Raw genomic sequence first — 24,955 nt, 5'->3', positions numbered from 1 at the left:
GCGGCGAAAGCGCCTTGGCCATATCGTCGCAATCAGTGGTATCCATTTGAAATTACCACCAAAATTGACACTGGAAAAGTGCCGCGAACATTGGAGTTTCGGCCTCGCTTCCTATATAAGCAGCGAGTGATTCCTGATTAGATTGTGATCCGATTTGACCGACCAGAAGACACCGCGCGGCACAGACGGCGGCCCCAGCGGCATCGAGCCGATATCCATCATCGAGGAGATGCAGCGCTCCTATCTCGATTACGCCATGAGCGTGATCGTCAGCCGTGCGCTGCCCGATGTGCGCGACGGCCTGAAGCCGGTGCACCGTCGTATCCTCTATGCCGCCCATGAGAGCGGCTACCACTGGAACCGCAAATATGTGAAATCGGCGCGCCCCGTAGCCGACGTGATGGGTAAATACCATCCGCATGGCGACGCCTCGATCTATGACGCCCTGGTGCGCATGGCGCAGGACTGGTCGTTGCGCGTGCCGCTGATCGACGGGCAGGGCAATTTCGGTTCGATCGACGGCGATCCGCCGGCGGCGATGCGCTACACCGAATCGCGCCTGACCAAGGTCGCGCACGAGCTGTTGGAGGACATCGACAAGGATACCGTCGATTTCCAGGACACTTATGATGCTTCGGACACCGAGCCTAAGGTTCTGCCGGCGCGCTTTCCCAATCTGCTGGTCAATGGTTCGGGCGGCATTGCCGTCGGCATGGCCACCAACATCCCGCCGCACAATCTCGGTGAAGTCTGCAACGCCGCTATTGCCGTCATCGACAATCCGGCGATCGACCTGCCGGCGCTGATGGAGATCATTCCGGGCCCCGATTTCCCGACCGGCGGCATCGTGCTTGGCCGTTCCGGCATCTACAGCGCCTATTCCACCGGCCGCGGCTCCATCGTCATGCGCGGCAAGGTCAACATCGAACAGCGCGGCAATGACCGCGAATCGATCATCATCACCGAGGTTCCCTACCAGGTGAATAAGGCCTCGATGATCGAGAAGATGGCCGAACTGGTGCGCGACAAGCGCGTCGAGGGCATTTCCGACATCCGCGACGAAAGCGACCGCCAGGGCTATCGGGTCGTCATCGAGCTCAAGCGCGACGCCGTTGCCGACGTCGTCCTCAACCAGCTCTACCGGTTCACGCCGCTGCAGACCTCTTTCGGCGCCAATATGGTGGCTCTGAACGGCGGCAAACCGGAACTGCTGAACCTGACCGACATGCTGAAGGCGTTCGTCACCTTCCGCGAGGAGGTGATCAGCCGGCGGACGAAGTTCCTGCTGCGCAAGGCGCGGGACCGCGCCCATGTGCTGGTTGGCCTGGCCATCGCCGTCGCCAACATCGACGAGGTCATCAAGCTGATCCGTACCGCGCCGGACCCGCAGACGGCGCGCGAGCAGTTGATGGAGCGGCGCTGGCCCTCGGGTGACGTTGAATCGTTGATCCTCCTGATCGACGATCCGCGCCATCGTATCAACGAGGACGGCACCTACAATCTGTCCGAGGAACAGGCGCGCGCCATCCTCGAACTGCGCCTGCAGCGCCTGACCGCGCTTGGCCGCGACGAAATCGCCGATGAGTTGAATACGATCGGCGACGAGATCAAGGACTACCTCGACATTCTGTCGTCGCGCGCGCGCATCCAGCAGATCGTCAAGGACGAGCTCGCCGCCGTGCGCGACGAATTCGGCACGCCACGCCGCACCGAGCTCACCGATGGCGGCGCGGACATGGAAGACGAGGATCTGATCCAGCGCGAGGACATGGTCGTGACGGTGAGCCATTCCGGCTACATTAAGCGCGTGCCGCTGTCGCTCTATCGGGCGCAGCGCCGCGGCGGCAAGGGCCGCTCCGGCATGTCGACCAAGGAAGAGGATTTCGTCACCCGGCTGTTCGTGGCCAACACCCACACGCCGGTGCTGTTCTTCTCCTCGCGCGGCATCGTCTACAAGGAAAAGGTCTGGCGGCTGCCGATCGGCAACCCACAGTCACGCGGCAAGGCGCTGATCAACATGCTGCCGCTGGAGCAGGGCGAGCGCATCACCACGATCATGCCGCTGCCCGAGGACGAGACGAGCTGGGGCGATCTCGACGTGATGTTCGCCACGACGCGCGGCACCGTGCGCCGCAACAAATTGTCCGACTTCGTCCAGGTCAATCGCAACGGCAAGATCGCCATGAAGCTGGAGGAGGAGGGCGACGAAATTCTCGGCGTCGAGACCTGCACCGACAATGACGACGTGCTTCTGACGGCGAATTCGGGCCAGTGCATTCGCTTCTCCGTCGGCGACGTGCGCGTATTCCAGAGCCGCAATTCCGTCGGCGTTCGCGGCATAACCATGGCTGAAACCGACCGCATCATCTCCATGTCGGTGATCGAGCATGTCAATGCTTCACCGGCGGAACGCGCCGCTTACCTCAAGCGGGCGGCGTCGGAACGGCGGCTTGCCGCCGAGACGGCCGGAGAGGAAGAAGAGATCGCGCTCACCAATGAGGAGATCGGCGAGGAGACCGAGCTTCCAGACGACCGCTACGAATTCCTCAAGGCGCATGAGCAGTACGTGCTGACGGTGACCGAATATGGATACGGCAAGCGCTCGTCGTCCTACGACTTCCGCCTGACCGGCCGCGGCGGCAAGGGCATCCGTGCCACCGACGTGTCCAAGGCAGCCGAAATCGGCCAGCTGGTGGCAACCTTCCCGGTCGGCAATGACGATCAGATCATGCTGGTGTCGGATGGCGGCACCGTCATCCGGGTACCCGTTAACGGCATCCGTTTCGCTAGCCGCGCCACCAAGGGCGTGACCATCTTCAACACGGCTGAAGGTGAAAAGGTGGTTTCGGTCGAGCGGATTTCGGAGCCGCAATCGGACGAGGAAGTGGAAGAGGCCGTCGAGGGTGGCGCGGGGCCGGATTCGAATGACAGCGGTCCGGACAACGCCGAATAGTTCCTGGTACGTTTGACATAGCAACGCCGGCCTGTCGGCCGGCGCGGCAGCGTTGCGGACTGTCTTAGTAGTGGCGATACGGCTTGCGCAGGCCAAAGCCTTCGAAGCGCTTGGTGGTGGCCTTGACGCGGATGCGCTGTGCTTCCTGATGCAGCCCGAATACTGTGGCGATCAGCATGGCGACGGTCATTGCGGTGGCGAGCATGTAGATCAGCATGTGCGTGTTCTCCTGCGCCTTACAACGGATATATGGGACTTTGGTTTCATCTTATTAAGGGTGCAGCCTAGTGAACGCTGCGTGAAGGCTTCGTGATCAGCGTGTTCATCTGTCGTTCATGCGCCGGAAAAGGTTCATGGGCCGCCTGCCAATCGGATTTGCCTTTGTGATAGAGGCTCGCTAGAAGCTCCGCCATGACCGAACGCATCGCCCTTTATGCCGGCTCCTTCGACCCGCTGACCAACGGCCATCTCGATGTGCTGAAAGCGTCGCTGGCGGTTGCCGACATTGTTTATGCCGCGATCGGCATTCATCCGGGCAAGAAGCCGCTGTTTTCGTTCGAGGATCGGGTGCAGTTGATCGAAGCCGCCGCGAAGGCCGAATTCGGCCGCGATGGCGCCCGCATCAAGGTGGTTGCCTTCGATGGGCTGGTGATCGATGCGGCCAGGAGAGAAGGCGCCTCGATCATGATCCGCGGTCTGCGCGACGGCACCGACCTCGACTACGAAATGCAGATGGCCGGCATGAACGAAACCATGGCGCCTGAATTGCAGACGGTTTTCCTGCCCGCCAGCCCGTCGGTGCGCACCATTACCGCCACACTTGTGCGCCAGATAGCCTCGATGGGCGGCGACATCCGCCCCTTCGTGCCGGCGGCCGTGGCCGGCGCGCTCACCGCAAAATTCGCGAAATAAGCTCGGAGAACCCTCATGCAGCTCAAAAGGCTTGCCTCATTCCTTGTTGTGCTCGCCGGTCTCGTGACCGCATCGGTCTCGGCCTATGCCGCAGATCCGGAAAACACGATGATCATCACGCTGAAAGATGGCGACGTGACCATCGCGCTGCGCCCCGATCTGGCGCCCAAGCATGTCGCGCAGATCAAGAAGCTGGTGCGTGACCATGCCTACGACAATGTCGCATTCCACCGTGTCATCGATGGCTTCATGGCGCAGACCGGCGACGTCAAGTTCGGCAACATGAATAAGGGCTTCAATGCCCAGGCCGTCGGCACCGGCGGCTCCGACCTGCCCGACCTGCCTGCCGAGTTCTCGCAGGCCGAGCATTACAAGCGCGGCGTGGTCGGCATGGCCCGTTCGCAGGATCCGAACTCCGCCAATTCGCAGTTCTTCATCATGTTCGCACCGGCGCCGCCGCTCGATGGCCAGTATACGATTGTCGGCAATGTCGTCAGCGGCATGGACCTGGTGGACAAGATCAAGAAGGGCGACGAGGCGGACAATGGCACGGTCATCGATCCCGACCGGATGATCAAAGTGCGCATCGCCGCCGACAAATAGTTTCATTTTTACAAAAGGATATCTGACATGGCTGAGATCAAGGACCGCGAGAACGCGCTCATCATGGAAACGACCAAGGGCAAGGTCGTCATCGAACTGTTTCCCGATTTGGCTCCTGGCCATGTCGCCCGCATCAAGGAATTGGCGCGTGAAGGCGCCTATGACGGCGTCGTTTTCCACCGCGTCATCGAAGGCTTCATGGCGCAGACCGGCGACGTGAAATTCGGCAATTCCAGCAAGCCCAGCTTCGCGCCGTCTCGCGCCGGCATGGGCGGCTCGGAAAAGCCTGACCTGAAGGCCGAGTTCTCCAACGCGAACCACGGCCGCGGCACCTGCTCGATGGCTCGTTCGCAGAACCCGAACTCGGCCAATTCGCAGTTCTTCATCTGCTTCGACGACGCCGCGTTCCTCAACCGCCAGTACACGGTCTGGGGCCAGGTCATCGAGGGCATGGACAATGTCGACAAGATCAAGCGCGGCGAGCCGGTGCAGGATCCCGACAAGATCGTGTCCCTAAAGGTCGCGGCCGACGTCAAGTAAGGACAAACGACAATGATGGGCGTCGTCTGGTCGCTTCTCGGCATCCTGTCCGGCGCCTTCATTGCCATCCAGGCGCCGATCAATTCGCAGCTTGCGCGCGGCTTGGGTCTCCCGGTCGCGGCGGCCGCGTTTTCGTTCCTGTCGGGCGCGGTCGTGCTTGGCATCATCTCCGTCACGGTGGTGAAGCTGCAGGGCATCTCGCTTGACTGGAAGGCGCCCGCGCCCTGGTTGTTTGTCGCCGGCGGCATGCTTGGCGGCTTCTATGTCACGCTTTCGACGATCCTGACGCCGCGCATCGGCGCGGCCGCGCTGATGGCGTTCCTGGTGGCCGGCCAGCTGCTTGCGGGTATGCTCATCGACCGCGTCGGCTTCCTTGGGGTCGCCGTGCGTGAAATCTCGCTCGGCCGCGTCGCCGGCGCGGTGCTTCTGCTGGCCGGAGCGCTGCTCGTTCGGCTGTTTTGAGTCCCGATGCGCGTCGACCTCTTTGACTTCGACCTGCCGGAGGAGCGCATCGCGCTTCGCCCGGCAGAACCGCGCGACAGCGCCAAAATGCTGGTGGTCAAGCCAGGCAAGGGGCTGGTGGACAGGACGGTTGGCGATCTGCCATCGTTGCTCCGTGCTGGCGACGTGCTGGTTTTCAACGACACCAAGGTCATTCCGGCGCAGTTGAAAGGGATCAGGCGGCGCGGCGAAGCACAGTCGCAAGTCGAGGCCACGCTGCACATGCGCATGGCGCCGGACCGCTGGCTGGCCTTCATGCGGCCGGGCAAGCGCATTGCCGCCGGCGACCGCATCCATTTCGGCCATGACGGCAATTCCTGTTTCCTCGGCCAACTCGACGCCACCGTGATCGAAAAAGGCGAGGGCGGCGAAGCGCTGCTCGGCTTTGATCTATCCGGTCCTTTCCTCGACGAAGCGCTGCACGCGGTCGGCCACATTCCACTACCGCCCTACATCGCCTCGAAGCGCGATGACGACGAGCGCGATCGTGCCGACTACCAGACCATCTATGCCCGGGAAGAAGGCGCGGTAGCGGCGCCCACCGCGGGCCTGCACTTCACGCCGGCGCTTTTCGCGGCGCTGGACGCCAAAGGGGTCGAACGCCGCTTCGTCACCTTGCATGTGGGCGCCGGTACGTTCCTGCCGGTCAAGGCGGACGATACCGCGGACCATAAGATGCATGCCGAGATCGGCTCGGTCAGCCAGGCGACCGCCGATGCGCTCAATGCGGCGAAGGCGAGGGGCGGGCGCGTCATTGCCGTCGGTACGACCTCGCTGCGCCTGCTCGAGAGTGCGGCGCGTGAGGACGGCACGCTGGCGCCATGGTCCGGACCGACCGACATCTTCATCACGCCCGGCTACCGCTTTCGCACGGCCGACATGCTGATGACCAACTTCCATCTGCCGCGCTCGACGCTGTTCATGCTGGTCTCGGCTTTCAGTGGCCTCGACACGATGCGTGCCGCCTATGCGCATGCCATCGAGAGCGGTTACAGGTTCTATTCCTATGGAGACGCCAGTCTTCTGTTCAGGGAGGAGAACGATGGACGATGATCTGCAAACCTTCGACCGCGACAGGCTGATCGCGGAAGTGAAAAGGCTGCGCGCCGGCATTCGCGCGCACCGCGATACATCAGGTCATGACCTCTGCTGGCATCACCCCGATCTGTGGGACCTGCTGCCGGAAAGGACCGAGCCGTCAATCGCGGTGCCGCCCTGGCCAAAATTCATGCGCGGCTGCATCCAATACCGTCAGTCGCTCGACGAGCAGGCGCCGGATGCGCCGGTATTCGACAAGGAGTTCAATGGCTGAGAATTTCACCTTCAGGGTGTTGGCGACCGATGGCAAGGCGCGGCGCGGCCTGATCGACATGCCGCGCGGCGAAATCCGCACGCCGGCCTTCATGCCGGTCGGCACCGGTGGCACGGTCAAAGCCATGTACATGGACCAGGTGCGCGGCGTTGGTGCCGACATCATCCTGGGCAACACCTATCACCTGATGCTGCGGCCCGGGGCCGAGCGCGTGGCGCGGCTCGGCGGTCTGCACGAATTCGCCCGCTGGCCGCACCCGATCCTGACCGACAGCGGCGGTTTTCAGGTGATGTCGCTGTCGAAGCTGAGGAAGCTGACGGAAAAGGGCGTCACCTTCCGCTCTCACATCGATGGTGCGGCCTACGAGATGTCGCCGGAGCGCTCGATCGAAATTCAAGGTCTGCTCGATTCCGACATCCACATGCAACTCGACGAATGCACCGCGTTGCCGGCCGAGATCAAGGAGATCGAGCGCGCCATGGAACTGTCGCTGCGCTGGGCGGAGCGCTGCAAGACGGCGTTCGGCGACCAGCCGGGCAAAGCGATGTTCGGCATCGTGCAGGGTGGTGACAACGCGGCGCTCAGGGTGCGCTCGGCACAGGCGCTGAGCGCGATGGAGCTCAAGGGCTATGCTGTCGGCGGCTTGGCCGTCGGCGAGCCGCAGGCGGTGATGCTCGATATGCTCGACATCACCTGTCCCGAACTGCCAGATAACAAGCCACGCTATCTGATGGGCGTGGGAACCCCGGACGATATCCTGAAATCGGTTGCCCGCGGCATCGACATGTTCGATTGCGTGATGCCGACGCGCGCCGGCCGGCACGGGCTGGCCTATACTAGGCGCGGCAAGGTCAACCTGCGCAACGCCCGCCATGCCGACGATGCGCGCCCGCTCGATGAAGAGAGCGACTGCCCGGCAGCCAGGGATTATTCGCGTGCCTATCTGCACCATCTGGTGCGCTCGCAGGAGGCGCTCGGCGCGATGCTGCTGACCTGGAACAATCTTTCGTATTACCAAAAGCTTATGCAGGATATCCGCGCCGCGATCGAGACCGGCGGCTTCGAGGCACGCGGGGCCGAGATATCAGAGGGTTGGGCGAGGGGCGATATCCCGGCGCTGTAGACCCGTTCAGGTGCTGAGCGAGTTCGACGCCCGCAGGCTGCAGCCGGTGATCTGGAATGTGCCGTCAGGCTGCTGCTGCAGCGTGTAGACCGCCTCGTAGTCCTTGCCGTCGGGGCCGACGATCAGCACTTGCTGGACGATCGAACCGGGACCAGTCTGCTCGACCTTGCCGAAAGCATAGGACTGGGGTTTGCGCACAGGCGGGTAGCCGTTGGTCACCATATTCATGAAGGCATCGACGGTCGGGAATATCTGCTTCACGTTTGGGGCGGCAAAGCTGTACGCCTTGGCGCCGTCATCGGCGATGAGGGCCTTCAACTGACTGTCGATGACGGCCTGACCAGCCTTGATCTCGGCATCTCCGGCAGACGCCTGGAAAGCCAGCATGAGCGAAACGAACGCGAATGCGAAAAAGCCGCGGCGCATGGCTTGTCTCCACCGTCCTCGAACCGCCTCCAGAAGTTCCAGGAGACATCCTAACATACGTGCCAGGCGCCTCACGGTTTCAGCGGCCGCCAATATTCGTCGCGCCTCGGTGCAGAAGCCATGCACGAACGATATTGCAGGGCATGCCCGCGCTGGTGATCGGCGGCAGGCTCTGCAAGCACGGCATGCCGGTTGCGGGGCCGCGCGAGGCGGTGGCCGGGACCCCGCGCCGGCTAAGCGCGCATTCCAGTGCTTGAAAGGCTGCCTCCAGTCTGCCAGAAGGGCCGCTTGGACCTGGAAGTTTAGCGGGACGAAGCCATGAAGGCCTTTTTCGTGCAGATCAAATGCGAGCTGGGCAAATCCTATGAGGTTGCCAGCGCGCTTGCCGACGCCGAGATCGCCTCGGAAATCTACTCCACCGCCGGCAACTACGATCTGCTCGCCAAATTCTATGTCGACGACGAAGAAGACGTCGGCCATTTCGTCAACGAGAAGGTGCAGATTCTTCCCGGCATCAAGGACACGTTCACCGTCGTCACCTTCCGCGCCTTCTAACAGTGCGAGTCAGTTGCCCCGGCACGAGGCAAAGGCTGATCAAGCTCGTATTTGGGCTGCCTTAATTTTGGGCAGCCGCAACATACTGATCGTCCGCTTCCCCCAAATCACCGATTGCGCTTGATTTTCTCCCGCGACGCCAGTGAAATGGCTTCACAGGGGAGTATGCGATTGGCAGCGTTCGATGAAATGCTTCCGGAAGTCTCCGGATTGAGAAGACCGTATTCGGCTTACGATCGCTGGCTGAAGGAGCAGGATCCAGCCAGGCTTACCGAGAAGATGCAGGACGCCGAACGCGTCTTTCGCAAGACGGGCATTACCTTCGCCGTCTACGGCGAACAGGAAGCCTCCGAACGGCTGATCCCGTTCGACATCGTCCCTCGCATCATTTCAGGCAATGAGTGGCGGCGCCTGACGCAAGGCATCGAGCAGCGCGTCCAGGCGCTGAACGCCTTCCTCGACGACATCTACCATCGCCAAGAAATCCTGCGCGCCGGCCGCGTCCCAAGGGATCTCATCGCCAGGAATGAGGCCTTCCTGCCGGAGATGATCGGCGTGCGGCCGCCGGCCGGCGTCTATACCCACATTATCGGCGTCGACATCGTTCGCATCAGCGAGGACGAGTTCTACGTTCTGGAAGACAATGCGCGCACGCCGTCCGGTGTCTCCTACATGCTGGAGAACCGCGAAACGATGATGCAGCTGTTCCCCGAGCTGTTCCAGAAGATCAAGGTGCGGCCAGTGGAGAACTACCCGCAGCTGCTGCGCCAGTCGCTGGCGGCCGTGCGGCCGCAGAACACCGAGGGTGCCCCGACCATCGCGGTGCTGACGCCGGGCAGTTTCAATTCCGCCTATTTCGAACACGCTTTCCTTGCCGACCAGATGGGTGTGCAGCTTGTGGAGGGCCAGGACCTGCGCGTCGTCGACGGCCATGTCGCGATGCGCACCACCGAAGGCTACAAGCAGATCGACGTGCTTTACCGCCGCGTCGATGATTCCTTCCTCGATCCGCTGACCTTCAGGCCGGATTCAGCGCTTGGCATACCCGGCATCATGGATGTCTATCGCGCCGGCAATATCACCATCGCCAATGCGCCTGGCACGGGTATCGCCGACGACAAGGCGATCTATTCCTATATGCCCGAGATTGTCGAATTCTACACCGGCCGCAAGGCGATCCTCGGCAACATCCCGACCTGGCGCTGTTCGGAACCGGACAGCCTGAAATACGTGCTCGAGCACATCCACGAACTGGTCATCAAGGAAGTGCATGGTTCCGGCGGCTACGGCATGCTGGTCGGACCGGCGGCGACCAAGAAGGAATGTCAGGATTTCGCCAAGAAGCTGCAGGCCAAACCGTCTAATTACATCGCCCAGCCGACGCTCGCGCTCTCGACCTGTCCGATCCTGACTGAAAAGGGGCTGGCGCCGCGCCATGTCGATCTCAGGCCCTACGTACTGGTCTCGGATCGCATCCAGATCGTGCCCGGCGGGCTGACGCGGGTCGCGCTGAAGGAAGGCTCACTGGTGGTGAACTCCTCCCAGGGCGGCGGGACGAAAGATACCTGGGTGCTGGATGATTGAGCTGAGCCGGTAGGGATCAGCGATTAGTGAGTAGTGAGTAGTCAGCTACAGAGGGAAAGCGCATGCCATATCTCATATGGATTCAACTATTTACTACTGACTACTCACTAATCCCTACTCACTAGCCCAAGGGCCTTCCCATGCTTCTCGGCCGCACCGCCAACGGGCTCTACTGGATGAACCGCTATATTGAGCGGGCGGAAAACATGGCGCGGCTGGTCGACGCCGGGCTGCGCATGGCGCTCACTCGCACCCAGAGCGCGTCGGAGGAGTGGAATTCGGTGCTGCTCAGCGCCGGCTCCGATATCACCTTCAAGCAGAAATACCCGGACTATACCGCCGCCAATGTCTCTGATTTCCTCTTGCGCGACACGTCGAACCCATCGAGCACGATGTCGTCGATCGAGACCGCCCGCAACAATGCGCGCATGGTGCGCACCGCGCTGACGCGCGAGACATGGGAGAGCATCAACGAAGCCTGGATGGCGCTGAAACGGATGCTGGCGAGGCCGATCGATGAGCGCGACCTGCCCAACGTGCTCGACGCGATCAAGCGCGAGACCGCGCTGATCCGCGGCTCGTTTTACGGCACCATGCTGCGCAACGAGATCTTCGATTTCTCGCAGCTCGGCACCTATGTCGAGCGCGCCGACAACACCGCGCGCATCCTCGACGTGAAATACTACGTGCTGTTGCCGTCGATCTCCTGGGTCGGCTCGACGCTCGACAACTATCAGTGGGAATCGATCCTGCGCTCGGTGTCGGCGCATCGCTCGTATCGCTGGGTTTATGATGCCGACTATAAGCCGACCAACATCGCCGACTACCTGATTCTCAACGTCCGCATGCCGCGATCGCTGACCTTCTGCTATCGCTTCCTGGCAGAGCATCTGAAGTTCCTGGGCGACGACTATGGCGAGCGCCATGCCTGCCATGCGACGGCGCAAAAGACGCAGGCAATGCTGCAAGCAGGATCGATCAAGGACATATTCGATGCCGGGCTGCACGAGTTCCTGGCCGGGTTCATTCGCGACAACACCAGGCTCGGCGACGAGATCGCGCAGGACTACAGGTTTTATTGAGCATGATGCCGGGAAGTGGATGTCGTTTTTCGCTAGAGATCATGCACGCGAACGGAAGATGGCCATGCGGCTGAAAATAACGCACCGGACTGAGTACCGCTACGACGCACCGGTGCAGTATCTGCTCCAGAGGCTGCGGCTGCTTCCCGTGAGCGGGCCGACTCAGACCGTGCTGTCCTGGGCGCTGAAGGTCGACGGTGCGCGCGAGGAAGTGCGATTTACCGATCATTACGGCAACGACAACAGGCTGTTGAGCGTCGAGGGTGACCACGACTTCATCACAGTCGAAGCGTTGGGCGAGGTGGTGACGCGCGATACATCGGGTGTTTGCGGGCCTCATCAGGGCTTCGCGCCACTCTGGTTGTTCGCGCAGGAGACCGCTTTGACCATGATAGGCGGCGGCATCCGTGATCTTACCGAGGCGGTCGGCAAGGGCACCGACCTTGACAGGCTGCACCGGCTGATGGCCGCCATTGGTGAGCGCGTCGCCTACACACCGGGAACAACCAATGCGACGACCTCGGCCGAGGAAGCTTTGGTACTGAAAACCGGAGTCTGCCAGGACCATAGCCACATCTTTGCCGCCGCCGCGCGCGCCATGGGATTTCCGGCCCGCTATGTCAGCGGCTATCTGATGATGGATGCGGTGGAGCAGGCTGCAAGCCACGCCTGGGCCGAAGCGCATGTCGCGGGGCTCGGCTGGGTTGCCTTCGACCCCGCCAACGGTATTTCTCCCGACGAACGCTATGTGAAGGTGGCCACCGGTCGTGACTACCGTGACGCTTCGCCGGTGTCGGGAATTCGACTGGGACAGGCGGAAGAACTGCTTGCGGTCACCGTCACGGTAGAGCAGTAATCCCCCAGGGATTACCGCCTTAAGAGATTCCATGACCTATTGCGTCGGCCTCAAGATCGATCGCGGGCTCGTGTTCATGTCGGACACGCGTACCAACGCCGGTATGGATTCGATCTCGACCTTCAAGAAGATGCATGTCTGGGAACAGCCGGGCGAGCGCGTCATCGTGCTGATGTCGGCCGGCAACCTGGCGACGACACAGGCCGTGGTCAGCCTGCTCGACGAGCGCACCAAGGCGGTGACCGACCGCCATGAGAAGCTGCTCGAGACGCCATCCATGTACCAGACGGTGCGGCTGCTCGGCGACACGGTGAAGGAAGTGATCGCGCAATCGTCGCCCGCGGGCGAGAAGGCCGATTCCTATTTCAATGCCTCCTTCATCCTCGGCGGGCAGATCAAGGGCAGCCCGCCACGCCTGTTCATGATCTACCCCGAAGGCAATTTCATTGAGTCGACCGAGGACACGCCGTTCTTCCAGATCGGAGAAACCAAGTACGGCAAGCCGATCATCATTCGCGCCTACGAAAAGACGATGAGCCTGGCCGAGACGGTGAAACTGCTTCTGGTGTCGTTCGATTCGACGCTGAAGTCGAACCTGTCGGTCGGCCTGCCGCTCGACCTGCTTTTCCTGGAGCAGGACGCCTTTCAGGTCGGCCTTAAGAAGCGGATCGGCCAGGACGACCAGTATTATCGCACGATCTCCGATGGATGGTCGAATGCGCTGAAGACGGCCTTCGCCAGCCTGCCGGATTTTCCTGGCTAGTCCGCATATCTCGCAGCCCGCCGGCGGCTTCAAATATTTCACATGGCGACTAATATCCGATCTTGAGGAGCCGGCGGCTACACCGGCAGCGAATGATCCTGTCGGGAGGACAAGATGAACAATGATGATTTCCGGCAATGGTCGCAACGCGCCGCCGATTGGGGCGCCGACTATCGCAACAATTTGCGTGAGCGGCCGGTGCGGCCGCTGATCGAACCGGGCGATATTTTCAGGAGCATCGAGGCGTCGCCGCCCGAAGACGCGGAGTCGATGGACAGGATTTTCGCCGATTTCCAAGAGAAGATCGTGCCGGGGATGACGCATTGGCAGCACCCGCGCTTCTTCGCCTATTTCCCGGCCAACGCGGCGCCGGTCTCGGTGGTGGCTGAATATCTGGTGTCGGCGATGGCCGCGCAATGCATGCTCTGGCAGACCTCGCCGGCGGCGACCGAGCTTGAAATGCGGACCGTCGACTGGATGCGCCAGGCGCTCGGCCTGCCGGAAGGATTCTCCGGCGTTATCCAGGATTCGGCCTCGTCGGCGACACTCAACGCGGTGTTGACCATGCGCGAGCGGGCGCTGGACTGGCAAGGCAACAAAAAAGGATTGGCCGGGCAGGGCCGGTTGCGCATCTATTCCTCTGACCAGGTGCACACTTCGATCGATCGGGCGATCTGGGTGTCAGGCATAGGCGAGGACAATCTCGTGCGCATTCCGGTCGCCGGCCGTTTTCGCGCCATGGATGCGGCCGCACTCGACGCGGCAATCGTCGCCGACCGCGCGGCCGGCATGTTGCCCGCCGGCATCATCGCCAGCGTCGGCGGCACCAGCACCGGGGGCACGGACGATATTGCAGCAGTTGCGGCGGTCGCCGGTCGGCATGGGCTCTACCTGCATGTCGATGCCGCCTGGGCCGGGTCGGCGATGATCTGTCCGGAGTACCGGCATTTCTGGGCTGGCGCCGAGCTGGCGGATTCCATCGTCTTCAACCCCCACAAATGGCTGGGCGCGCAATTCGACTGCTCGATGCAATTCATTCGCCAGCCCGAGGACCTCGTTCGCACGCTGGCCATCAAGCCCGAATTCCTCAAGACACATGGCCGCGACGGCATCATCAACTATTCCGAATGGTCGGTGCCGCTTGGTCGGCGCTTTCGGGCGCTGAAGCTTTGGTTTCTGCTGCGTGCGCATGGACTGGAAAACCTGCGGACGATGATCCGCAACCATGTCGCCTGGAGCGAGGGCCTTGCCGCACGGCTGGCAAGGGAGGTGGATTTCGAGATCGTCACCGAGCCGATGCTGTCGCTGTTTTCGTTCCGGCACAAGGCTGCCTCGGGCGCCGATGCCGACGAGCACAATCTGCGGCTCGTCAATGCGATCAACGACGATGGCCGCATCTACCTGACGCAAACGAAGGTCGATGGAAAGGTGGCGATCCGCTTCCAGGTCGGCCAGTTCGACGCGGAGGCGGGAGACGTCGATGCCGCTTTCACCGCCATTACCGAAATTGCGCGTGCCACGGCCTGAAAAGGCTGGATGAAGGTGGCACCGAGGTTCACCCGTACAATCATCAGATTTCGTTAGCCGGCTTGCACCTTTTCATCGGTTTCGTTTTCTATTATAAGCAAGAAAAACGAAAACGGGAGCTTGCCTTATGTATCTGTCGCCGCGCCATGCCGAGATCATCCAGATGGCCAAGGACAACGGCCGCGTGCTGGTTGATGACCTGGCCACGCATTTCAACGTGACGCCGCAGACCATACGCAAGGACCTCAACGATTTGTGCGACCAGCGGCTGCTTTCGCGAGTCCATGGCGGCGCCTTGTTCCCGTCCGGTATCGAGAACATGGAGTATGAAGCCAGGCGCAAGATCGCGGCCGACGAGAAGGAAGCGATAGGCCGCGCGGCGGCCAGATTGATTCCCGACAACGCCTCGCTGTTCATCAACATCGGCACCACGACGGAGGCGGTCAGCAAGGCGCTACTCGATCATGACGGCCTGATGGTCATCACCAATAACATCAATGTTGCCAATAGGATGCGCATCTATCCCTCGATCGAGGTGGTGATTGCGGGCGGCGTGGTGCGCGGCTCCGACGGGGGTGTTGTCGGCGAAGCGGCGGTCGATTTCATCAGGCAGTTCAAGGTCGACTACGCTGTCATCGGCGCCTCGGCTATCGATCATGATGGCGCGCTGCTCGATTTCGATTTCCGCGAGGTGAAGGTGGCGCAAGCGATCATCGCCAACGCCAGGCACGTCATCCTGGTTTCCGACCAGACCAAGTTCGAACGCACGGCGCCTGTGCGCATCGGCCATCTGTCGCAGGTCAACACCTTCATCACCGATCGCTGCGACATCCCGTCCGTGCGCAAGATCTGCCAGGAGGCCGAGGTTCAGCTCATCGAGACGTCGCTTGGCTGACGCAATTCACGGTCTTCTCACAGGCGTGTGATATTTCGTTTGACATTCGTTATGAGTTCGAAATAATTCCGCCACGGTTTCGCAAAAGAGCAAAAATGGTGCAATGCGAAATCGTGGAGGAGCTAGGTGGACACATCTTCAGTCCGGGACATTTTCGTCATAGGTGGCGGCATCAACGGCTGCGGCATCGCCCGCGATGCCGTGGGACGCGGGTTCTCGGTCTTTCTCGCCGAAATGAACGATCTCGCCAGCGGAACCTCGTCCGGTTCGACCAAGCTGATCCATGGCGGGCTGCGCTATCTCGAATTCTATGAATTCCGCCTGGTGCGCGAGGCGCTGATGGAGCGCGAGGTTCTGTGGAAGAACGCTCCGCATATCATCTGGCCGATGCGCTTCGTGCTGCCCTATGCCAAGGGCCTGCGCCCGGCCTGGCTGATCCGGCTCGGCCTTTTCCTTTACGACCACATCGGCGGGCGCAAGTTGCTGCCAGCGACCAGGACGCTCGACATGGCAAGCGACCCGGCGGGCAAGCCTTTGAAGCCACTGTTCAAAAAGGCTTTCGAATATTCGGATGGCTGGGTCAACGATGCGCGGCTGGTAGCGCTGAATGCTCGTGACGCCGCTGACCGGGGCGCAACGATCCGGACTCGCACCAAAGTGGTCGGAGCGCGCCGCGAGGGCGGAATCTGGGCGATAGAGATCGAGGACCTGCGGACCGGCGAGACCGAAGAGGTCAGGGCACGGCTGCTGGTCAATGCGGCGGGTCCTTGGGTCGACCACGTGCTGTCCGGCGTCGTCGGCCTCAACGACGTGCACAATGTCCGCCTCGTCCAGGGCAGCCACATCGTCATCGCCAAGAAGTTCGACGACCCGCGCGCCTATTTCTTCCAGAACAGGGATGGTCGCATCATCTTCGCCATCCCCTACGAGGACGAGTTCACGCTGATCGGCACCACCGACCAGGATTATCCCGGCGACCCACATGATGTGAGGATCAGCGACACCGAGATCGACTATCTCTGTGCCGCGGCGAGCGAGTATTTCGCGGTTCCCGTCAAGCGTTCCGACATCGTCTGGACCTATTCGGCCGTGCGTCCGCTCTACGATGACGGCGCCTCCAAGGCGCAGGAAGCGACACGTGACTATGTGCTGAAGGCGGATGGCGGCGACGGCGCCGCGCCGCTGGTCAACGCGTTTGGCGGCAAGATCACCACTTATCGCCGGCTGTCGGAATCGATGCTGGAGAAGATCGAAGGTTTTCTCGGCAAGCGCGGCAAGCCGTGGACATCAGATGCGCCGCTGCCGGGCGGCGATTTTCCGGCCACGGGTTTCGATGCGCAGGTGGCGAAGCTGAAAAGCGCCTATCCTTTCCTCGACCAGCGCTTGGCGCGCCGGCTGACGAGGCTCTATGGAACGCGTGTACAGGTGCTGCTCGGCTTGGCCAAGTCGATTGCCGATCTCGGCCGCAATTTCGGTGGCGATCTCCACGAAGCCGAGGTGCGCTATCTCGTTGAAAACGAATGGGCTGTCACGGCGGAAGACGTGCTGTGGCGGCGAACCAAGCGCGGCCTGCATCTTAACCGCGAGCAGGTCGCGGCACTCGATGAATTCATGCGCGGCATAAGCCGGCAGCACGTCGCGGCCGCCGAATGAAGAGGTTTTGAGCTGATGCGGAAAGCCTGGGAGGAGGCGTCATGCTGGAACTGAGGAACGTCACCAAGACGGTCGGTGCGGTCGAGCACATCCGCGACGTGTCGCTGACGCTTCAGCACGGCTCGCTCAACGTTTTGCTCGGGCCCACACTTTCAGGCAAGACCAGCCTGATGCGGCTGATGGCCGGCCTCGATGTGCCGACCTCCGGCTCGGTCTGGTTCGACGGCCGGAATGTCACTGGCACGCCTGTGCAGAAGCGCAAGATCGCCATGGTCTACCAGCAGTTCATCAATTATCCGGCGATGACCGTCTATGACAACATCGCCTCACCCCTCAAGGTGGCCGGCGTCGAGCAGGGCAAGATCGACAGCCAGGTGCGCGAAGCGGCGGCACTCCTCAAACTGACCCCCTATCTCGACCGCACGCCCCTCAGTCTGTCGGGCGGGCAGCAGCAGCGCACCGCGCTGGCGCGCGCCATCGTCAAGAATGCCAGCCTTGTGCTGCTCGACGAACCGCTCGCCAATCTCGACTACAAATTGCGGGAGGAATTGCGAGCCGAACTGCCGAGGATATTCGCGGCCGCCGGTACCATCTTCGTCTATGCCACCACCGAGCCACATGAGGCCCTGCTGCTCGGCGGCAATACGGCAACGCTGTCGGAAGGCCGCATCACCCAGTTCGGGCCGACCATCGACGTATTCCGCAAGCCGGTCGACCTGGTGACGGCGAGGACCTTCGCCGATCCGCCGCTCAACACCATCGTGCTGGCCAAGAAGGGGGCGGATTTTCTGCTGGAGGGCGGCGTCAAGCTGCCGGTACCCGCTGATCTCGTCGGCATCGCCGATGCGAACTATACGGTCGGCTTCCAGCCGCACCATCTTTCGCTCGACCGGCCCAATGCCTCCGCGGTGCCGGTGCGGGCGAAGGTCACCATCACGGAAATCACCGGGTCCGAAAGCTTCATCCATCTCGACTTTGCCGATGTGCGCTGGGTGATGTTGACCCATGGCATCAGGGATTTCGAGACAGACGCGGTGGTCGAAGTGTTCATCGATCCACGTCACATCATGGTCTTCGACGAGCACGGCCGGGCCGTGACCGCGCCGAAGCTGGCGGCTTGAGGAGGGCGATATGGCGCGCATCGACGTCAACCATGTCAGGCATTCCTATCTACCGAACCCGCGCAAGGATGCCGATTTCGCGCTGCGCGAAGTGCATCACACTTTCGAGGATGGTGGTGCCTACGCGCTGCTCGGGCCGTCCGGCTGCGGCAAGACCACGCTGCTCAACATCATATCGGGGCTGCTGCATCCCTCGCATGGCCAGTTGCTGTTCAACGGCAGGGACGTGACCACCCTGTCGACGCAGGAGCGCAATATCGCGCAGGTGTTCCAGTTCCCGGTCATCTACGACACCATGACTGTCTATGACAATCTGGCCTTCCCGCTGCGCAATCGCGGCGTGCCGGAGGCAGACGTCGACCGCAAGGTGCGCGAGACGCTGGAGATGATCGACCTGGCGTCCTGGGCCAAGAAGAAGGCCAGGGGCCTGACCGCCGACCAGAAGCAGAAGATCTCGCTCGGCCGCGGCCTGGTGCGCTCGGACGTCAACGCCATCCTGTTCGACGAGCCGCTGACCGTCATCGACCCGCATATGAAGTGGGTGCTGCGCTCGCAATTGAAACAGCTTCATCGCCGCTTCGGCTACACGATGGTGTATGTCACCCACGACCAGACCGAGGCGCTGACCTTCGCTGACCAGGTCGTCGTCATGTATGATGGCGGCATCGTGCAGATCGGCACGCCGGCCGAACTGTTCGAGCGGCCGCGCCATACCTTTGTCGGTTATTTCATCGGTTCGCCGGGCATGAACGTCATGCCTGTGGCGATCGACGGCAAGACGGCGACGCTCGGCTCGCAGCGTATCGAACTGCCGGGCGCGCCCAAAGCCGCCGGCGGCGCCGTCGAGCTTGGCATCCGTCCGGAATATGTTCGGCTCGGCCGTGACGGCATGGCTGTTTCAATCACCAAGGTCGAGGATGTCGGCCGCCACAAGGTGGTGCGCGCCAAGCTGGAGGGCAGGGACATCGCTGCCGTCATCGGTGAGGACGAGACCGTGCCAGCCGAACCGAAGGTGCGGTTCGATCCGGCCGGCATCAACATCTATGCCGATTCCTGGCGTGTCGAGATGGGGGCATAGATGGACAAGACCTGGAACAACAAGGCCTGGTTCCTCGTGCTGCCGGTGCTGGTGCTGGTGGCCTTCACCGCCGTCATCCCGCTGATGACGGTGGTCAACTATTCGGTGCAGGACACGTTCGGAAACAATGTCTTCACCTGGGCCGGCACCGAATGGTTCGAGGAACTGCTTTCATCCAGCCGCTTCTGGGAAGCGATGGTTCGCAACCTGATCTTTTCCTTTATCATCCTGGCGATCGAGGTGCCGCTCGGCATCTTCATCGCGCTCAACATGCCTAAGAAGGGCTGGGGCGTGCCGGTCTGCCTGGTGCTGATGTCGCTGCCACTGCTGATCCCGTGGAATGTCGTCGGCACCATCTGGCAGGTGTTCGGACGCAACGACATCGGACTGTTGGGCTATTACCTCAACGCGATCGGCATCGACTACAATTACGTGCAGGATCCGTTCGATGCCTGGGTGACGATCATCGTCATGGATGTCTGGCACTGGACCAGCCTCGTCGTGCTGCTCTGCTATGCCGGGCTGGTCTCGATCCCCGATGCCTTCTACCAGGCGGCAAAGATCGACGGGGCCTCGCGCTGGGCGGTATTCCGCTACATCCAGCTGCCGAAGATGCAGCGCGTGCTTTTGATCGCCGTGCTGCTGCGCTTCATGGACAGTTTCATGATCTACACCGAACCGTTCGTCGTCACCGGCGGCGGGCCGGGCAACTCGACGACCTTCCTGTCGATCGACCTCGTCAAGACAGCGCTCGGCCAGTTCGACCTTGGCCCGGCGGCCGCCATGTCGCTGGTCTACTTCCTCATCATCCTGTTGTTGTCATGGGTGTTCTACACCGTGATGACCAATTACGACGCGGAGCGCTGAAATGGCTGGCGCCAATGAACGAACCGAGCGCAATGCGATGAACGGGACCGCCTCGGAAAGTCTCGCCGGTACACTGTCGCAGAGCGATCTCGACAGGCGCATGCGCCGGCGCGGCGAGGAATCGCGCTGGTGGTGGATCGTGCCGACGCTCTACATCATCGTACTTCTGCTGCCGATTTACTGGCTCATCAATATGAGCTTTAAGACCAATGCCGAGATCGTCAACTCGATGACGCTCTACCCACACACGCCGACCATCGCCAACTACGTCACCATCTTCACCGAGAAGGCCTGGTACTCCGGCTACATCAACTCGATCACCTATGTGGTCATGAACATGGTGATTTCGGTGTCGGTGGCGCTGCCGGCGGCCTATGCCTTCTCGCGCTACCGCTTCCTTGGCGACAAACATCTGTTCTTCTGGCTGCTGACCAACCGCATGGCGCCGCCGGCGGTGTTCGCACTGCCGTTCTTCCAACTCTACTCGGCCTTCGGGCTGATCGACACGCATATCGCGGTGGCGCTGGCGCATTGCCTGTTCAACGTTCCGCTGGCCGTGTGGATTCTCGAGGGCTTCATGTCGGGCGTGCCGAAGGAAATCGACGAGACCGCCTATATCGACGGCTATTCCTTCCCGCGCTTCTTCGTAAAAATCTTCATGCCGCTGATCGCGAGCGGGATCGGTGTCGCCTGCTTCTTCTGCTTCATGTTCTCGTGGGTCGAATTGCTGATCGCACGCACGCTGACCACCACCGACGCCAAGCCTATCGCCGCCACCATGACGCGTACGGTGTCGGCCTCGGGCATGGATTGGGGCCTGCTCGCCGCCGCCGGCGTGCTGACGCTGATCCCCGGCGCGCTCGTCATCTGGTTCGTGCGAAATTATATCGCCAAGGGCTTTGCCCTGGGGAGGGTGTAACGTGAACCTCGACTTCTCCTGGATGGCATGGACCTGGCCGACGGCCGCGTTCTTCACCGTCATCGCGCTGCTTTTGCTTGGCATGGGCGTCTGGGAATACGCCTCGCCGGGTGGCAATCCGCGCGTCGGCGTCCTGCGCTTCGAGACGACGCGAGGCGATCGTCTTTTCCTGTCGCTGCTCGGCAGCGCCTTTATCCATCTCGCTTGGCTGGGTCTTGTCGGACCCAACCTGTGGTGGGCTCTCGCTCTCTCCGTGGTCTACGCCATCGGCGTGTTCCGCTACGTATAGAGGGGGAAACTGTTGGAGCGGTCGCGTGCCGGTGACCGCTCCAGATCGTACTTGAAACATTTTAACTGTGGAGGAACACATGCGACGGCAATTTTTGACATCGACGACGGCCCTTGTACTATTGCTCGGGGCCGGTAATGCCTATGCCGGGATGGATGAAGCAAAAGCCTTTCTCGACAAGGAGATAGGCCCGCTCTCGACGCTTTCCCGCGCCGACCAGGAAAAGCAGATGCAGTGGTTCATCGACGCGGCCAAGCCCTTTGCCGGCATGGAAATCAAAGTCGTGTCTGAAACCTTGACCACCCACCAGTACGAGTCTCAGGTGTTGGCACCGGCCTTTACCGCCATCACCGGCATCAAGGTCACGCATGACGTCATCCAGGAAGGCGACGTCGTCGAGAAGATCCAGACCCAGATGCAAACCGGCCAGAATATCTATGACGGCTGGGTCAACGATTCCGATCTGATCGGCACCCACTGGCGTTACCAGCAGGTGCGCAACCTGACCGACTGGATGGCGGGCGAAGGCAAGGACGTCACCGATCCGATGCTCGACGTCGACGACTTCATCGGCACGAAGTTCACCACCGCGCCGGACAAGAAGCTCTACCAACTGCCCGACCAGCAGTTCGCGAACCTCTACTGGTTCCGTTACGACTGGTTCAACGATGAGAAGAACAAGGCGGACTTCAAGGCCAAGTACGGCTACGATCTCGGCGTGCCGGTCAACTGGTCGGCCTATGAGGACATCGCCGAATTCTTTACTGGCCGCGACGTCAACGGCAAGAAGGTCTATGGCCACATGGACTATGGCAAGAAGGATCCGTCGCTCGGCTGGCGGTTCACAGACGCCTGGCTGTCGATGGCCGGCAATGGCGACAAGGGCCTGCCGAACGGTGTGCCGGTCGACGAATGGGGTATCAAGGTCGATGCGAATTCACGGCCTGTCGGCTCGTGCACCGCGCGCGGCGGCGATACCAATGGACCAGCATCGGTTTATGCCATCCAGAAGTATCTTGATTGGCTGAAAGCCTATGCGCCGCCGGAAGCCCAGGGCATGACCTTCTCCGAATCCGGCCCCGTGCCGTCGCAAGGCAATGTCGCCCAGCAGATCTTCTGGTACACTGCGTTCACCGCCGACATGGTCAAGCCCGGCCTGCCGGTCATGAACGAAGACGGTACGCCGAAGTGGCGCATGGCGCCGTCTCCGCACGGCTCCTACTGGAAGGACGGCATGAAGCTCGGCTATCAGGACGTCGGCTCCTGGACCCTGATGAAGTCGACGCCGACCGACCGCGCCAAGGCGGCCTGGCTTTATGCCCAGTTCGTCACCTCGAAGACCGTCGATGTGAAAAAGAGCCAGGTTGGCCTGACCTTCATTCGCGACTCCACCATCCATGACAAGAGCTTCACCGAACGTGCGCCGAAGCTCGGCGGTCTGATCGAGTTCTATCGCTCGCCGGCCCGTGTGCAGTGGACGCCGACCGGTACCAACGTGCCGGACTATCCGAAGCTGGCGCAGCTCTGGTGGCAGAACATCGGTGACGCATCGTCTGGTGCCAAGACACCGCAGGAAGCCATGGATTCGCTCTGCGCCGATCAGGAAAAAGTCATGGCACGTATCGAGAAATCCGGTGTCCAGGGCGACATCGGACCGAAGATGGCCGAAGAGCATGACCTTGCCTACTGGAATGCCGACGCGGTCAAGGCAGGCAATCTCGCGCCTCAGCTGAAGCTTGAGAAGGAGAAGGACAAGCCGATCACCATCAACTACGACGAACTGGTGAAGAGCTGGCAGAAGTAAATTCTGGTGCTGGCGTTCGCGCCGGCGTCATAATGATCGGGGAGGCGGCTTCTTGCCGTCTCCCCTGTTTGTATAAGCTGCTTACCAGGAGGGAGAATGACCGGATATATCCTTGCGATCGACCAGGGTACGACATCGAGCCGGGCGATCCTGTTCGACGGCACGATGAAGGTCGCGGGCAGCGGACAGAAGGAATTCGCCCAGCACTATCCGGCCTCAGGCTGGGTCGAACACGATCCGGAGGAGATCTGGTCGAGCGTCATTGAGACGGTGAGGGCCGCGCTGAAGAATGCCGGCCGCGACGCTTCGGATGTGGCTGCGATCGGCATCACCAACCAGCGCGAGACGGTCGTCATCTGGGACAAAGCGACCGGCAAACCGATTCACAACGCCATTGTCTGGCAAGACCGGCGCACCGCACCGTTATGCCAGAAGCTCAGGAAGCAGGGGCTTGAGAAGAAATTCACCCGCAAGACCGGCCTGCTGCTCGACCCCTATTTCTCCGGCACCAAGATCGCCTGGATGCTGGACAAGGTGAAGGGCGCGAGGAAGCGTGCCGAGAAGGGCGAGCTGCTCGCCGGCACCATCGACAGCTTTTTGATCTGGCGGCTGACCGGCGGCAAGGTTCACGCCACGGATGCCACCAACGCGTCGCGCACGCTGGTCTACAACATTGCGGAGAATGCCTGGGACGAGGAGCTGCTGGCCATCCTGCGCATCCCCGCCGCGATGCTGCCCGAAGTCAAGGATTGCGCCGATGATTATGGAATAACAGAGAAAAACCTGTTTGGCGCCGAAATCAGAATCCTCGGCGTTGCCGGCGACCAGCATGCCGCGACGATTGGCCAGGCCTGCTTCGAGCCGGGCATGATGAAATCCACCTATGGCACCGGCTGTTTTGCGTTGCTCAACACCGGCAGCGACCTGGTGCGGTCGAAGAACCGACTGTTGACCACCATTGCCTATCGGCTGAACGGCAAGACCACCTATGCGCTGGAAGGCTCGATCTTCATCGCTGGGGCTGCCGTGCAATGGCTGCGCGACGGCATCAAGGTGATCGGCAAGGCAGAGCAGAGCGGCAAACTCGCGGCGGAAGCCGATCCGACGCAGAACGTCTATCTGGTGCCGGCCTTTGTCGGGCTCGGTGCGCCGCACTGGGATGCCGAGGCGCGGGGCGCGATTTTCGGATTGACCCGCAACACCGGACCGGCGGAGTTTGCCCGCGCGGCACTGGAATCCGTCGCCTACCAGACCCGCGACCTGCTCGACGCCATGCACAAGGATTGGAAGGGCGCCAAGGCAAAGACGGTGCTCAGGGTCGATGGCGGCATGGTGGCATCGGACTGGACCATGCAGCGCCTGGCCGACATTCTCGACGCGCCGGTCGATCGGCCGACAATTCTGGAGACGACCGCGCTGGGGGCGGCATGGCTTGCCGGTTCGAAGGCCGGCGTATGGCCGAAGGCGCGGGAATTCGCGAAGACCTGGGCCCTGGAGCGGCGGTTCGTGCCCGACATGGAATCCGCTACCCGGTCCGTCAAATTGGCGGGCTGGCGGGACGCTGTGCGCCGGACATTGAGCGTGCCATAATC

25 protein-coding genes are annotated in these 24,955 nt (G+C 61.6%); 23 read left to right on the top strand and 2 right to left on the bottom strand.

Annotated features, from left to right (window positions below; genetic code table 11):
* Positions 1-154 precede the first annotated feature (154 nt).
* Positions 155-2,953: a DNA gyrase subunit A gene (gene gyrA / locus LB557_RS23840; protein WP_224527805.1), complete on the top strand. Its 2,799-nt coding sequence runs from the start codon at positions 155-157 to the stop codon at positions 2,951-2,953.
* A gap of 64 nt (positions 2,954-3,017) precedes the next feature.
* Here gyrA and LB557_RS23835 read toward each other — a convergent pair whose 3' ends face one another.
* Positions 3,018-3,170, bottom strand: a complete 153-nt coding sequence (locus tag LB557_RS23835) for a hypothetical protein (RefSeq protein WP_015317717.1) — start codon at positions 3,168-3,170, stop codon at positions 3,018-3,020.
* A 194-nt stretch (positions 3,171-3,364) separates the two neighbouring features.
* Between LB557_RS23835 and coaD the strand changes: the two genes are divergently transcribed.
* From coaD to tgt, 7 genes are all read left to right on the top strand, one after another.
* Positions 3,365-3,865 (top strand): pantetheine-phosphate adenylyltransferase, encoded by a 501-nt coding sequence (coaD, locus tag LB557_RS23830; protein ID WP_015317718.1) that lies wholly within the window; start codon positions 3,365-3,367, stop codon positions 3,863-3,865.
* A gap of 108 nt (positions 3,866-3,973) precedes the next feature.
* The gene (locus tag LB557_RS23825) at positions 3,974-4,468 is read left to right on the top strand and encodes a peptidylprolyl isomerase (protein ID WP_411961388.1); all 495 of its coding nucleotides are present in this window, start codon (positions 3,974-3,976) and stop codon (positions 4,466-4,468) included.
* Between the two features lie 27 nt (positions 4,469-4,495).
* The gene (locus LB557_RS23820) at positions 4,496-5,008 is read left to right on the top strand and encodes a peptidylprolyl isomerase (RefSeq protein ID WP_015317720.1); all 513 of its coding nucleotides are present in this window, start codon (positions 4,496-4,498) and stop codon (positions 5,006-5,008) included.
* Positions 5,009-5,020: 12 nt separating this feature from the next.
* A complete protein-coding gene (locus tag LB557_RS23815; RefSeq protein ID WP_023773870.1) occupies positions 5,021-5,470 on the top strand; it encodes a DMT family transporter in 450 nt (149 codons plus the stop codon).
* A gap of 6 nt (positions 5,471-5,476) precedes the next feature.
* Positions 5,477-6,562 (top strand): tRNA preQ1(34) S-adenosylmethionine ribosyltransferase-isomerase QueA, encoded by a 1,086-nt coding sequence (queA, locus tag LB557_RS23810; protein WP_140873767.1) that lies wholly within the window; start codon positions 5,477-5,479, stop codon positions 6,560-6,562.
* Complete coding sequence (locus tag LB557_RS23805) at positions 6,552-6,821, top strand: hypothetical protein (RefSeq protein ID WP_140616328.1); 270 nt, start codon at positions 6,552-6,554, stop codon at positions 6,819-6,821. Before queA ends, LB557_RS23805 begins: the two co-directional genes overlap by 11 nt.
* Positions 6,814-7,944 carry a tRNA guanosine(34) transglycosylase Tgt gene (tgt, locus tag LB557_RS23800; protein ID WP_224643137.1) on the top strand — a complete coding sequence of 377 codons (1,131 nt, stop codon included), beginning with the start codon at positions 6,814-6,816 and terminating at the stop codon, positions 7,942-7,944. The genes LB557_RS23805 and tgt overlap by 8 nt, the downstream gene beginning before the upstream one ends.
* A 6-nt stretch (positions 7,945-7,950) precedes the next feature.
* Here tgt and LB557_RS23795 read toward each other — a convergent pair whose 3' ends face one another.
* On the bottom strand, positions 7,951-8,370 hold the full coding sequence (locus LB557_RS23795; RefSeq protein WP_015317725.1) for a DUF4864 domain-containing protein: 420 nt from the start codon (positions 8,368-8,370) through the stop codon (positions 7,951-7,953).
* Positions 8,371-8,688: 318 nt separating this feature from the next.
* Here LB557_RS23795 and LB557_RS23790 point away from each other — a divergent pair, with 318 nt between their 5' ends.
* The 15 genes from LB557_RS23790 (at position 8,689) to glpK (ending at position 24,953) form a co-directional block, all read left to right on the top strand.
* Complete coding sequence (locus LB557_RS23790) at positions 8,689-8,925, top strand: Lrp/AsnC family transcriptional regulator (protein ID WP_010909609.1); 237 nt, start codon at positions 8,689-8,691, stop codon at positions 8,923-8,925.
* A 171-nt stretch (positions 8,926-9,096) separates the two neighbouring features.
* A complete protein-coding gene (locus LB557_RS23785) occupies positions 9,097-10,509 on the top strand; it encodes a circularly permuted type 2 ATP-grasp protein (RefSeq protein ID WP_181171261.1) in 1,413 nt (470 codons plus the stop codon).
* A gap of 140 nt (positions 10,510-10,649) precedes the next feature.
* Positions 10,650-11,591, top strand: a complete 942-nt coding sequence (locus LB557_RS23780; RefSeq protein WP_140821762.1) for an alpha-E domain-containing protein — start codon at positions 10,650-10,652, stop codon at positions 11,589-11,591.
* A 64-nt stretch (positions 11,592-11,655) separates the two neighbouring features.
* Entirely contained in the window at positions 11,656-12,447 is a 792-nt protein-coding gene (locus LB557_RS23775; RefSeq protein ID WP_224643152.1) for a transglutaminase domain-containing protein, read from the top strand.
* A 31-nt stretch (positions 12,448-12,478) separates the two neighbouring features.
* Complete coding sequence (locus LB557_RS23770; RefSeq protein WP_023773863.1) at positions 12,479-13,210, top strand: peptidase; 732 nt, start codon at positions 12,479-12,481, stop codon at positions 13,208-13,210.
* A gap of 114 nt (positions 13,211-13,324) precedes the next feature.
* Positions 13,325-14,737, top strand: a complete 1,413-nt coding sequence (locus LB557_RS23765; protein ID WP_224643136.1) for a pyridoxal phosphate-dependent decarboxylase family protein — start codon at positions 13,325-13,327, stop codon at positions 14,735-14,737.
* Positions 14,738-14,864: 127 nt separating this feature from the next.
* On the top strand, positions 14,865-15,632 hold the full coding sequence (locus tag LB557_RS23760; protein WP_015317731.1) for a DeoR/GlpR family DNA-binding transcription regulator: 768 nt from the start codon (positions 14,865-14,867) through the stop codon (positions 15,630-15,632).
* Positions 15,633-15,758: 126 nt separating this feature from the next.
* Positions 15,759-17,285, top strand: a complete 1,527-nt coding sequence (glpD, locus tag LB557_RS23755) for a glycerol-3-phosphate dehydrogenase (protein ID WP_224643135.1) — start codon at positions 15,759-15,761, stop codon at positions 17,283-17,285.
* Positions 17,286-17,326: 41 nt separating this feature from the next.
* Entirely contained in the window at positions 17,327-18,406 is a 1,080-nt protein-coding gene (locus LB557_RS23750) for an ABC transporter ATP-binding protein (protein ID WP_140664202.1), read from the top strand.
* 10 nt (positions 18,407-18,416) lie between these two features.
* Complete coding sequence (locus tag LB557_RS23745; RefSeq protein WP_140726885.1) at positions 18,417-19,484, top strand: ABC transporter ATP-binding protein; 1,068 nt, start codon at positions 18,417-18,419, stop codon at positions 19,482-19,484.
* Positions 19,485-20,351 (top strand): carbohydrate ABC transporter permease, encoded by an 867-nt coding sequence (locus LB557_RS23740; protein WP_027044598.1) that lies wholly within the window; start codon positions 19,485-19,487, stop codon positions 20,349-20,351.
* A 37-nt stretch (positions 20,352-20,388) separates the two neighbouring features.
* Positions 20,389-21,270, top strand: a complete 882-nt coding sequence (locus tag LB557_RS23735; RefSeq protein WP_411970572.1) for a carbohydrate ABC transporter permease — start codon at positions 20,389-20,391, stop codon at positions 21,268-21,270.
* A 22-nt stretch (positions 21,271-21,292) separates the two neighbouring features.
* On the top strand, positions 21,293-21,559 hold the full coding sequence (locus LB557_RS23730) for a DUF2160 domain-containing protein (protein WP_224644357.1): 267 nt from the start codon (positions 21,293-21,295) through the stop codon (positions 21,557-21,559).
* A gap of 79 nt (positions 21,560-21,638) precedes the next feature.
* Positions 21,639-23,363 carry an ABC transporter substrate-binding protein gene (locus LB557_RS23725; RefSeq protein WP_140726894.1) on the top strand — a complete coding sequence of 575 codons (1,725 nt, stop codon included), beginning with the start codon at positions 21,639-21,641 and terminating at the stop codon, positions 23,361-23,363.
* Between the two features lie 96 nt (positions 23,364-23,459).
* The gene (gene glpK / locus LB557_RS23720) at positions 23,460-24,953 is read left to right on the top strand and encodes a glycerol kinase GlpK (RefSeq protein ID WP_224713107.1); all 1,494 of its coding nucleotides are present in this window, start codon (positions 23,460-23,462) and stop codon (positions 24,951-24,953) included.
* Positions 24,954-24,955: the final 2 nt, after the last annotated feature.

The organism is Mesorhizobium sp. BR115XR7A, assembly GCF_020165315.1.
GTDB classification, from domain to species: domain Bacteria; phylum Pseudomonadota; class Alphaproteobacteria; order Rhizobiales; family Rhizobiaceae; genus Mesorhizobium; species Mesorhizobium australicum.
The sequence above is the reverse complement of the archived record's forward strand: the minus strand, read 5'-3'. Positions and strand labels throughout refer to the sequence as shown.

Excerpts from the sequence above, each read along its gene's own strand:
- LB557_RS23795 (WP_015317725.1), bottom strand. The coding sequence starts at position 8,370 with ATGCGCCGCGGCTTTTTCGCATTCGCGTTCGTTTCGCTCATGCTGGCT.
- LB557_RS23730 (WP_224644357.1), top strand. The coding sequence starts at position 21,293 with ATGGCATGGACCTGGCCGACGGCCGCGTTCTTCACCGTCATCGCGCTG.
- LB557_RS23740 (WP_027044598.1), top strand. The coding sequence starts at position 19,485 with ATGGACAAGACCTGGAACAACAAGGCCTGGTTCCTCGTGCTGCCGGTG.
- LB557_RS23835 (WP_015317717.1), bottom strand. The coding sequence starts at position 3,170 with ATGCTGATCTACATGCTCGCCACCGCAATGACCGTCGCCATGCTGATC.
- LB557_RS23820 (WP_015317720.1), top strand. The coding sequence starts at position 4,496 with ATGGCTGAGATCAAGGACCGCGAGAACGCGCTCATCATGGAAACGACC.
- LB557_RS23780 (WP_140821762.1), top strand. The coding sequence starts at position 10,650 with ATGCTTCTCGGCCGCACCGCCAACGGGCTCTACTGGATGAACCGCTAT.
- LB557_RS23790 (WP_010909609.1), top strand. The coding sequence starts at position 8,689 with ATGAAGGCCTTTTTCGTGCAGATCAAATGCGAGCTGGGCAAATCCTAT.
- LB557_RS23765 (WP_224643136.1), top strand. The coding sequence starts at position 13,325 with ATGAACAATGATGATTTCCGGCAATGGTCGCAACGCGCCGCCGATTGG.
- tgt (WP_224643137.1), top strand. The coding sequence starts at position 6,814 with ATGGCTGAGAATTTCACCTTCAGGGTGTTGGCGACCGATGGCAAGGCG.
- LB557_RS23760 (WP_015317731.1), top strand. The coding sequence starts at position 14,865 with ATGTATCTGTCGCCGCGCCATGCCGAGATCATCCAGATGGCCAAGGAC.
- LB557_RS23725 (WP_140726894.1), top strand. The coding sequence starts at position 21,639 with ATGCGACGGCAATTTTTGACATCGACGACGGCCCTTGTACTATTGCTC.
- LB557_RS23770 (WP_023773863.1), top strand. The coding sequence starts at position 12,479 with ATGACCTATTGCGTCGGCCTCAAGATCGATCGCGGGCTCGTGTTCATG.
- coaD (WP_015317718.1), top strand. The coding sequence starts at position 3,365 with ATGACCGAACGCATCGCCCTTTATGCCGGCTCCTTCGACCCGCTGACC.
- LB557_RS23745 (WP_140726885.1), top strand. The coding sequence starts at position 18,417 with ATGGCGCGCATCGACGTCAACCATGTCAGGCATTCCTATCTACCGAAC.
- LB557_RS23825 (WP_411961388.1), top strand. The coding sequence starts at position 3,974 with ATGATCATCACGCTGAAAGATGGCGACGTGACCATCGCGCTGCGCCCC.
- glpK (WP_224713107.1), top strand. The coding sequence starts at position 23,460 with ATGACCGGATATATCCTTGCGATCGACCAGGGTACGACATCGAGCCGG.
- LB557_RS23750 (WP_140664202.1), top strand. The coding sequence starts at position 17,327 with ATGCTGGAACTGAGGAACGTCACCAAGACGGTCGGTGCGGTCGAGCAC.
- LB557_RS23815 (WP_023773870.1), top strand. The coding sequence starts at position 5,021 with ATGATGGGCGTCGTCTGGTCGCTTCTCGGCATCCTGTCCGGCGCCTTC.
- queA (WP_140873767.1), top strand. The coding sequence starts at position 5,477 with ATGCGCGTCGACCTCTTTGACTTCGACCTGCCGGAGGAGCGCATCGCG.
- LB557_RS23775 (WP_224643152.1), top strand. The coding sequence starts at position 11,656 with ATGCGGCTGAAAATAACGCACCGGACTGAGTACCGCTACGACGCACCG.
- LB557_RS23805 (WP_140616328.1), top strand. The coding sequence starts at position 6,552 with ATGGACGATGATCTGCAAACCTTCGACCGCGACAGGCTGATCGCGGAA.
- LB557_RS23735 (WP_411970572.1), top strand. The coding sequence starts at position 20,389 with ATGAACGGGACCGCCTCGGAAAGTCTCGCCGGTACACTGTCGCAGAGC.